Source organism: Photobacterium andalusiense, from assembly GCF_900185625.1.
Classification (GTDB): Bacteria; Pseudomonadota; Gammaproteobacteria; order Enterobacterales; family Vibrionaceae; genus Photobacterium; species Photobacterium aquimaris.
Genome location: NZ_FYAJ01000064.1, coordinates 1 through 552, shown reverse-complemented (window position 1 = coordinate 552; position 552 = coordinate 1). Strand labels below are relative to the sequence as shown.

The window sequence follows — 552 nt, the reverse complement described above, 5'->3', positions numbered from 1 at the left end:
TAATGAATTGACTGTGCCAAATAACCGTAGTTATTTGTATTGGTCACTCAGTTCATTGATAAATCTTTCGACTTAACTATTCAACGAGTGCCCACACAGATTGCATGGTCAAATTGTTAAAGAACGTTGACTTTCAATGCCTTAGCGCTTTACGCTTCAGCAAGTCAGGTGGCGTATAATACGCTTTTCTGATATTCAGTCAAGACAAAATTTTCATCTTTTTTATCAATTGATTAAAAAGTAAAAACTCTCTATTGACGTCGCTCACATTTCAATCAGTGAGAGCGAAATAAAAGCCCGTTCATTGAACGGGCTCTCATAATTTGAAGCCTGGCGATGTCCTACTCTCACATGGGGAGACCCCACACTACCATCGGCGCTATTACGTTTCACTACTGAGTTCGGCATGGGATCAGGTGGGTCCATAACGCTATGGTCGCCAAGCAAATTCGGTTTATTTATCGCCTTTAGGCAATAAATAACAATCTGGGAAAATCTAACTAGTTGTTCTCACACTCATTCAAGCGTTTGTAGAGTCCGTCTCTTCTCTTT

General features: G+C 40.2%; 1 rRNA gene. It reads right to left on the bottom strand.

Annotated features, from left to right (window positions below):
- Positions 1-328: 328 nt before the first annotated feature.
- A 5S ribosomal RNA gene (rrf, locus tag PAND9192_RS20465) occupies positions 329-444 on the bottom strand.
- Positions 445-552: the final 108 nt, after the last annotated feature.